The following is a 9,039-nucleotide window of genomic DNA, read 5'->3' as shown; positions in this document are numbered from 1 at the left end:
ATTAGCTGCACAATCCATCGTGAAATCAGCATTTGGTTTCTCAGGTCAAAAATGTTCAGCATGTTCTCGTGCTGTCATCGTAGAAGATGTGTATGAGCAAGTGGTAAATCGCGTAGAAGAGTTAACAAACGCTTTAACAGTGGGTGACCCAACTGATTACAGCAACTTCATGGCAACAGTAATTGACCAAGCAGCATTCAATAAAATTACAGAGTACATCGAAATCGGTAAAGGCGAAGGTCGTTTAGTAGCTGGTGGTACAGCAGATGATTCAGTCGGCTACTTCGTACAACCAACTGTATTCGCGGACGTAGATCCTTCTGCTCGTATTATGAAGGAAGAAATCTTCGGACCAGTGGTAGCCATTGCAAAAGCAAAAGATTTCGACCATGCGATTGAAATTGCAAACGATACAGAATACGGTTTAACAGGCGCTGTTATCACAACAAACCGTATGAACCTAGAAAAAGCACGTGAAGAATTCCATGTTGGAAACCTTTACTTCAACCGTGGCTGTACAGGTGCTATCGTAGGTTACCAACCATTTGGTGGCTTCAACATGTCAGGTACAGATTCAAAAGCAGGTGGCCCAGACTACCTACAACTGCATATGCAAGCAAAAACAACTTCAGAAATGCTTTAATTTTCACATTGACGTGAGGGCTGTTCAAAGTAGGTAGAAATTGAGGCATTTTGAATGAATTTGTGACACTTCTCCAGGTAACGCTACCCTGGCTAAAACCGTAGACTTTCATGACGTAGTTTACCTTGGAGAAGTTAGCAAATTTACCGTTTGAATTGTTGCTATATTCTTAATCATTCTACTTATAGTGATACATAGTCCCTTTCTTTTATAAAGTTTTTCAACATGATTAGTAAGGAGAGAATAGGATATGACAAAAACTCAACAAGTTATTGAACAAACACAAAATTTTGGTGCAGCAAACTATCATCCACTGCCAATCGTTATTTCAGAGGCTGAGGGTGCTTGGGTTAAAGATCCAGAAGGTAACAAATATTTAGATATGTTATCTGCTTATTCAGCAGTAAACCAAGGACACCGTCACCCAAAAATTATCGCTGCTTTAAAAGAGCAAGCTGATAAAGTAACGTTAACTTCACGTGCTTTTTACAGTGAAAACCTTGGTGAATGGTATGAGCTAGTAGGGAAATTAACAAATAAAGAAATGGTATTACCAATGAATACTGGTGCTGAAGCAGTAGAAACTGCGTTTAAAGCAGCTCGTCGTTGGGCATATGATGTAAAAGGCGTAGAAGAGGGTAAAGCTGAAGTTATTGCATGTAATGGTAACTTCCATGGTCGTACAATGCTAGCTGTATCTTTATCTTCTGATGAAGAATACCGTCGTGGTTTTGGTCCAATGCTACCAAATGTTAAATTAGTAGATTATGGTAATCTTGAAGCTTTAAAAGCGGCTATTACACCAAACACTGCTGCATTTTTAATTGAGCCAATTCAAGGTGAAGCGGGTATCGTCATTCCAACAGAAGGCTTCTTAAAAGCAGCTCGTGAACTTTGCCGTGAAAACAATGTACTTTTCATTGCTGACGAAATTCAAGCTGGTTTAGCACGTACAGGTAAAATGTTTGCTTGTGATTGGGAAGAAGTAGAACCAGATATGTATATCTTGGGTAAAGCTCTAGGTGGCGGCGTATTCCCAATTTCTTGTGTGGCTGCAAACCGTAGTATTTTAGGTGTATTCAACCCGGGTTCACATGGTTCAACTTTTGGCGGTAATCCTTTAGCTTGTGCAGTTTCAATTGCATCTATTAAAGTATTATTAGATGAAAAATTAGCAGAGCGTTCACACGAACTTGGCGAATACTTCAAAGGTAAATTAAAAGAAATTAACAACCCAGTTATTAAGGAAGTACGTGGTCGTGGTTTATTTATCGGTATGGAGCTAACAGAAGCAGCTCGTCCATACTGTGAAAAACTTAAAGAATTAGGTCTATTATGTAAAGAAACACATGATACAGTAATTCGTTTTGCCCCACCACTGGTTATTTCTCAAGAGGATTTAGATTGGTCAATCGAACAAATTGAAAAAGTATTTAAACTTTAACAAAATGTTCACATTTTAATTCGGAAGTATGTTACAATGATGCCGATAACTATCATTAAAAAAAACAAAGAGGCGATTTAATAATGTCTGAAAACTTAAATCTTTTCACATCAACACAAGATGTCATTCAAGATGCTCTAAATAAACTTGGCTATGATGAAGCAATGTATGAATTACTAAAAGAACCGCTTCGCATGCTACAAGTACGTATCCCAGTGAAAATGGATGATGGTACAACAAAAGTATTTACTGGTTACCGTGCACAACATAATGATGCTGTAGGACCAACTAAAGGTGGGGTTCGTTTCCACCCACAAGTGTCTGAGGAGGAAGTTAAAGCGCTTTCAATGTGGATGACATTGAAATGTGGTATTGTCGATCTACCGTACGGCGGTGGTAAAGGCGGTGTCATTTGTGATCCTCGTCAAATGTCAATGGGCGAAATCGAACGTTTAAGCCGTGGCTATGTTCGTGCGGTAAGTCAAATCGTAGGACCAACAAAAGATATTCCTGCGCCAGACGTATTTACAAATGCACAAATTATGGCATGGATGATGGATGAATATAGCCGAATGGATGAGTTCAACTCTCCTGGCTTCATCACTGGTAAGCCACTAGTACTTGGTGGGTCTCAAGGTCGTGACCGTGCGACTGCACAAGGTGTTACAATCGTAATCGAAGAAGCAGCAAAAAAACGTGGTATTGATATTAAAGGTGCTCGTGTTGTTATTCAAGGATTTGGTAACGCAGGAAGCTTCCTTGCAAAATTCATGCATGATTTAGGTGCGAAAGTAATCGGTATTTCAGATGCTTATGGTGCACTTCATGATCCTGAAGGTTTAGATATCGACTATTTATTAGATCGTCGCGATAGCTTCGGAACAGTAACTACTTTATTTGAAAACACAATTTCAAACAAAGAATTGTTAGAGCTTGATTGTGATATTTTAGTACCAGCTGCTATTGAAAATCAAATTACTGCTGACAATGCACATAATGTGAAAGCAAATATCGTAGTAGAAGCAGCAAATGGTCCAACAACAGCTGAAGCAACTAAAATCTTAACAGAGCGTGGCATTTTACTTGTACCAGACGTATTAGCCTCTGCAGGTGGAGTTACAGTTTCTTACTTTGAATGGGTGCAAAATAACCAAGGTTATTATTGGACAGAAGAAGAAGTGGAAGAACGTCTATACAAAAAAATGGTCGAAGCATTTGATAATGTATATACAACAGCAACAACACGTAACATCAACATGCGCTTAGCAGCTTACATGGTAGGTGTTCGCCGTACTGCAGAAGCTTCTCGCTTCCGTGGTTGGGTTTAAGTAAAAAGAAGATAATGAGTCATTCCTATATTATTGGGATGACTCATTTTTTTCGTTTTTATTTGATTGAAGAAGGTGGTCTAGGCGCTGCTCTAATAGCATCTTTTTTTCGTTCCTTATTTTTTTGATTTTAAAAAATCTTAGCAGAAAAAAGCTCAAAATTATGGTTACGACAACAATTACAATAATAAGCATGTGCAAAAATTCCTTTTATTTTATGTAATGAGTAGTACTATACAACTATTGTCTGAACAAAATCTGAACAGTTTGAAAAAACGCTTTCGAAATAGCAAAGTGTTGACAGCGTTTAATCTTTGCTTTCTCTAGCGTAATTATGAGAAAATCCAACTAGAAAGGGGCGAATTAGATGGATTCATTTACTTTTTTTAACCCAGTGAAACTACATTTTGGTGAGGATGCACTTGAAAAATTGCCGAAAGAATTAGAGCAATTTGGAAACAAGGTATTAGTTGTATATGGTGGCGGAAGTATTAAATCGAATGGTGTATACGATGCTGTTATAGAAAAATTACAACAGGCGGATAAAACCGTATTTGAATTAGGTGGTGTAGAGCCAAATCCACGAGTAGAAACAGCTAGACGAGGTATTGAGATATGCAAAACTGAAGGAATTGACTTAGTTCTTGCTGTGGGTGGTGGTTCAGTAATCGATTGTTCTAAATTAATTGTTGCTGGCGCTAAGTATGATGGCGATGCTTGGGATATCGTGAAACGTAAAGTGTTTGTAGAACAAGCTATACCACTAGGTACGGTATTAACACTTGCTGCTACAGGCTCAGAAATGAATGCTGGATCTGTGATAACGAATGCTGCTACAGAAGAAAAACTAAGTTGGGGTAGTCCAGCAGCCTTCCCGAAATTTTCGATACTAAACCCTGCATATACAGTGACTGTACCTAAAAATCACACTGTGTATGGAATAGTGGATATGATGTCGCATGTATTTGAGCAATATTTCCACAATACAACGAATACTCCTATCACAGATGAAATGTGTGAAGGGGTATTGCGAACGGTTATTACGACAGCTCCAAAATTATTAGAGGACCTAGAAAATACGAAGTTACGCGAAACTATTCTATTAGCAGGGACAATTGGTTTAAATGGGTTCCTATCAATTGGTTCACGAGGGGATTGGGCATCTCATAATATTGAACATGCAGTATCTGCTGTATATGACATTCCACATGCAGGTGGTTTAGCCATTCTTCAACCGCATTGGATGCGTTTAAATGTACCAGTAAATCCTGAGCGTTTTGCAGGTATAGCAACACGTGTGTTTGGAGTCGAGGCAACAGGCAAAACAGTAGAAGAGGTTGCTTATGAGGGGATTGATCGTTTATCTGCATTTTGGACATCATTAGGGGCACCTAGTCGTTTGGCAGATTACGATATTGATGATTCGAAATTCCAGCAAATTGTAGATCATGCTATGCAAAATGGCCCTTTTGGCAACTTTAATCGATTGCAAGAGGAAGATGTAAGAACCATTTTACGAAATTCTCTTTAATACTTTAAGTATGAGGCTATGCTTATAGCCTCATACTTTTTTTATTGCAAGGTTAAGAAAAATTAACGATTAATGTAGAATTTTGTCGTAGAAGTTTCTTTAGTCCTGCAATATAATAAAATAGATACATAATAGAAGGAATATAAATGTATTTTTCTTTATTTTAAGTGAGGAAAGTCATGTTCTTAGCTGAGTCATTCAACCTATATTGTAGATTGTTTTACTATAAGGTGATTTATGGAATGACAGAAAAGGATAGTTTTTTGTCGTAATCAGTCAATTCGTGTGTCAATGTTCAGAAGTTGTTCAGCCACCTTTACTAAAATAATTACAATATTAAACAAAGAGGAGAGGGATCAAATGTTGAAACAATTGCTACAGGATCGTATTGTTACATTAAGTTGTATAGAAATGCCATTTCAGCAACATGTTTATAAAATGCAAAATTGTGTAGAGGTATTGGGGATTGAAGCGAAATCATTGCAAATTGAAAATGATAAAATTATCACTGGATACATTGTAGATCAAAGTATATTTTTTAAAAGCGTGCGTTTTGGGCGAACGAATGTTATTTTTTCGGATGGTGTAAATAAAGCAATTGTACAATTATTTGTTCGTCCTTCTGGAGAAATTGTTGTAGAAGTTAAGCCGTATTTGGGGGGTGCTGAGATTGTTCCCGTTTATTATCGAACAATTTTAGCAGATACAGCTATTGCAATTGATTTAAAAGGTGCTTTAAAACATTATTTGGTAGCCCATCAATTTATGAATATAGAAGATTCAATTGCTGAAGTACATTACCAATCCATGCATCCGAATGTATTAAAGGATTCTTTTTTAGGAAATTTCGTGTTGGGTTGTCATGTGGATGGCAGAAATATTCTCAATGCAGAAGAATATGCATTAGCTAATCGTCAAGCCTCCTTACTATTTTCAAAAATCGTTATTCAGCAGAATGGTAAAAGACAAATGATTGCTTGTAATAAATTACTTACTTTTATGATTACAAACCATGTTTATGTAGGTTATGAGGATATTCCTAATTTAAAATTAGTCTAACAAATAGCCAACTGCCTGAAATACGGCAATTGGCTATTTGTTTTTATAAAGTATTAAATGGAGTTGTTTGGTTTTTCACCAACGTGTATCCAGCTTGTTTTCCCATCATCTTCGTCGAATAATATAGCTACTTTAGATACTCCTTTTTGGCTTAGGATTACCTCTGTTAAATGATCCCGAACATCATCTAAAAAGGCTAACGATAAAAGCGGATCAGCTTCAGCCACTAATTCTACATGTAAAAACTCACCTTCTTTAATCACTTCAAGACGCACAATATCTTTGATATTTGGATCATCCATTACGAGGTGAGCGATATGGTTTAACATCTCTTCATCAGTTTCACCAATGACACCACGTGCGTTATCAAGGAATACCTTACCTACAACATAAAACATCATGACCCCAATTATCATCGAAACTAGTCCTTCTATTCGACCCCAACCTGTAAAATAAGCAATTAAAATAGCAGCAAAGGCTAAGAAGTTGCCTCCAGTAGCAACTAAATCTTCCATAAAAACTAATTTTGTTGCCGGTTTTGCTCTATTCAAGTATGTGAATGCTTTCGGAATAGATGCGATACCTGCTTTTTCTTGACCTGATTCATGTAGCACTTCTGCAGCCGCTTTAGCTAGCACTGTCCCTTCTAAAACAATCCCGATGAATAATACTCCTAGGGCAATCAATATCCCGCTAGACTCTCCTGTGGGATGAATAAAATGATGCCAACCTTCTTTTATTGTTTCATAAGAAAGGATAGCTACAATTATTACGGCGAAAAGGCATACTAAATTGACAATACGACCAAAGCCACCGGGAAATTGTTTTGTAGGTGCCTTTTTAGAGAGTGCTGACCCTATATACACAAATAATTGGTTTGCTGCATCGCCTAGAGAGTGCATCATTTCTGCAAACATCGCAACGTTACCTGTAAAGAAAAAGGCGATTCCTTTAATAATTCCTAAAAATGCATTTACACATGCAGCCATTAGAGAGGGTTTGTTACCGTCTTTTAGTAGTTTTAATAGTTCTGCCATAAAAAATCCTCCAACTAGTTTAAAATTTCCATTTCGATTTTTTCTATATAAGATAGTGCTCGTAATGAACGATAAAATGACAACAAATTATCCGAGACGATTAAGGAAAGACGTAAATCTAACTCATGTAAAACACTATCGTTTTTTAAGTGCACATCTTTAATGCGTATATTTTCAATGATAATGTTGTTGTCCTTTAAAAATAATAGAAATGATTCTGTATGGTTGTCATCATCAATTTGGACTTTTAATAAAATTTCCCGCATACGAATTCGCTTTGGTCCGATTTTCATAAGAAAAGGTGATAGTACTTCAATTCCAAAAACAATGATCACAACAGCTAGTGTTGCATCCATGTAAAAACCTGCACCAACCGCAATACCAATACCAGCGGCTCCCCAAATCATAGCAGCGGTTGTTAAACCCGTAATGCTGTCATTCCCGCGTCTTAGAATGACTCCTGCACCAAGAAAGCCAATTCCACTAACAATTTGTGCGGCTAAACGAAGAGGGTCCATCGTAATATTAATATCTTCTCTAGCGGGGGTTGAGTAGGCAGTTTCAATGGAGATAATCGTTAATAAGCAGCTGAAAGTAGCAATAACTAAACTTGTTTTTAATCCAACTGGTTTTTTCTTTAATTCCCTTTCGATACCGATTACTAAACTTAATGTGGCTGCAATAACTAATTTTATGCCAACTTCATATGTAATCATATTTTCGAATAATGTTTCCATACACAACCCTCCATTGATATTTCGTATTGCTAAGAGATATGCAAACTGTCATTATTATATGTGCATCACTTTTTTGTATTGTACAACATGAAGTAAGGACATATAAGTATTTTTTTAGGAAGGTGGGGTTTTTTGGAGCAGCCAAAAATCCATCCATACATCCCGATTGTGATTGGTGTAATTTCAGTATCGATGTCAGCTATTTTTGTGAAATTAGCATCGGCGGAAGCGGGGATTATAGCATTTTATCGCATGCTATTTTCCGTTTTAATCATGGCGCCATGGTTTTTAAGGGGATATACAAAGGAGTTAACGACTTTAAAAAGACGTGATTGGCTATTTTCTTCAGTTGCAGGGATTTTTTTAGCTTTTCATTTTATATTATGGTTTGAATCACTCAACTATACTTCAGTAGCAAGTTCAACAGTTTTAGTAACACTACAACCTTTGTTTGCGTTTGTGGGCACTTACTTTTTCTTTAAAGAGAAAATTACGGTGAAAACAATCGTAGCAGGATCAATTGCAATAATAGGAAGTATTTTAATTAGTTGGGGCGATTTTAAAGTAAGTGGAACAGCCTTATATGGAGATGTACTGGCGCTCGTTGCTTGTGCACTAGCGACAGCTTATTTTCTATTAGGACAGGATGTACGTAAGAGATTATCACTTGTAACCTATACAATGGTTGTATATGTTGTAAGTACCATCACTTTATTTATATATGTAATGGTTAAAGGGGAATCTTTTGGTCCATATTCTTCGATGGATTGGTTATGGTTTATCTTATTAGCGTTAATACCAAATTTACTTGGTCATACTTTGTTTAATTGGTCAATTAAATATGTTAGTACGAATGTTGTTTCAATTGCTATATTATTTGAGCCTGTAGGAGCTGCTCTTTTAGCTTTGGTGATATTTAAAGAGTATTTAATCATGACACAAATCATCGGTGGATTGATTGTATTAGCAGGAATTCTATTGTTTGTAATAGATATTAAAAAGATTTTTAATTTTTTAAGAAAAATGCTTGATTTTTAAAATGCTATATTATATATTATTACTTGTCCTTAACAAGAAGGAACGCTTGAAAATAAAGTTTTGAAAAGTTGTTGACTTTTAGTTGGGAATGAGATAAGATAATAAAGTCGCTGAAAACGACTTAAATAAAATGAACCTTGAAAACTGAACAAGCAAAACGTAATCAATAAAGTTTTAAGTAGCTAGTTTTGCTAGTGAATAAAACACAATTTTGGACATCAA

The 9,039-nt window shown here is 36.4% G+C and carries 8 protein-coding genes; 6 read left to right on the top strand and 2 right to left on the bottom strand.

Annotated elements, in window-relative coordinates:
* From B3D98_RS15795 to B3D98_RS15775, 5 genes are all read left to right on the top strand, one after another.
* Positions 1–643: aldehyde dehydrogenase family protein (locus B3D98_RS15795; RefSeq protein WP_288584153.1), on the top strand; the 643-nt coding region annotated here is incomplete at its 5' end.
* A gap of 250 nt (positions 644–893) precedes the next feature.
* The gene (locus B3D98_RS15790; RefSeq protein ID WP_004233780.1) at positions 894–2,087 is read left to right on the top strand and encodes an ornithine--oxo-acid transaminase; all 1,194 of its coding nucleotides are present in this window, start codon (positions 894–896) and stop codon (positions 2,085–2,087) included.
* An 83-nt stretch (positions 2,088–2,170) separates the two neighbouring features.
* Positions 2,171–3,415 (top strand): Glu/Leu/Phe/Val family dehydrogenase, encoded by a 1,245-nt coding sequence (locus B3D98_RS15785; protein ID WP_004233781.1) that lies wholly within the window; start codon positions 2,171–2,173, stop codon positions 3,413–3,415.
* 367 nt (positions 3,416–3,782) lie between these two features.
* Positions 3,783–4,946 (top strand): iron-containing alcohol dehydrogenase, encoded by a 1,164-nt coding sequence (locus B3D98_RS15780; protein WP_131522565.1) that lies wholly within the window; start codon positions 3,783–3,785, stop codon positions 4,944–4,946.
* A 360-nt stretch (positions 4,947–5,306) separates the two neighbouring features.
* Positions 5,307–6,005, top strand: coding sequence for a hypothetical protein (locus B3D98_RS15775; protein WP_048395809.1), 699 nt, complete (start codon positions 5,307–5,309; stop codon positions 6,003–6,005).
* Between the two features lie 53 nt (positions 6,006–6,058).
* Here the strand turns inward: B3D98_RS15775 and B3D98_RS15770 are convergent, their stop codons facing one another.
* Positions 6,059–7,042, bottom strand: coding sequence for a cation diffusion facilitator family transporter (locus tag B3D98_RS15770; RefSeq protein WP_048395811.1), 984 nt, complete (start codon positions 7,040–7,042; stop codon positions 6,059–6,061).
* Positions 7,043–7,056: 14 nt separating this feature from the next.
* Entirely contained in the window at positions 7,057–7,779 is a 723-nt protein-coding gene (locus B3D98_RS15765; protein WP_004233792.1) for an MgtC/SapB family protein, read from the bottom strand.
* A 132-nt stretch (positions 7,780–7,911) separates the two neighbouring features.
* On the opposite strand from B3D98_RS15765, the gene B3D98_RS15760 reads away from it, so the two are divergent.
* A complete protein-coding gene (locus B3D98_RS15760; RefSeq protein WP_288584146.1) occupies positions 7,912–8,817 on the top strand; it encodes a DMT family transporter in 906 nt (301 codons plus the stop codon).
* The last annotated feature ends 222 nt before the right edge of the window (positions 8,818–9,039 follow it).

Source organism: Lysinibacillus sp. UBA5994 (assembly GCF_002429725.1).
GTDB lineage: Bacteria > Bacillota > Bacilli > Bacillales_A > Planococcaceae > Lysinibacillus > Lysinibacillus capsici.
The sequence above is the reverse complement of the archived record's forward strand: the minus strand, read 5'-3'. Positions and strand labels throughout refer to the sequence as shown.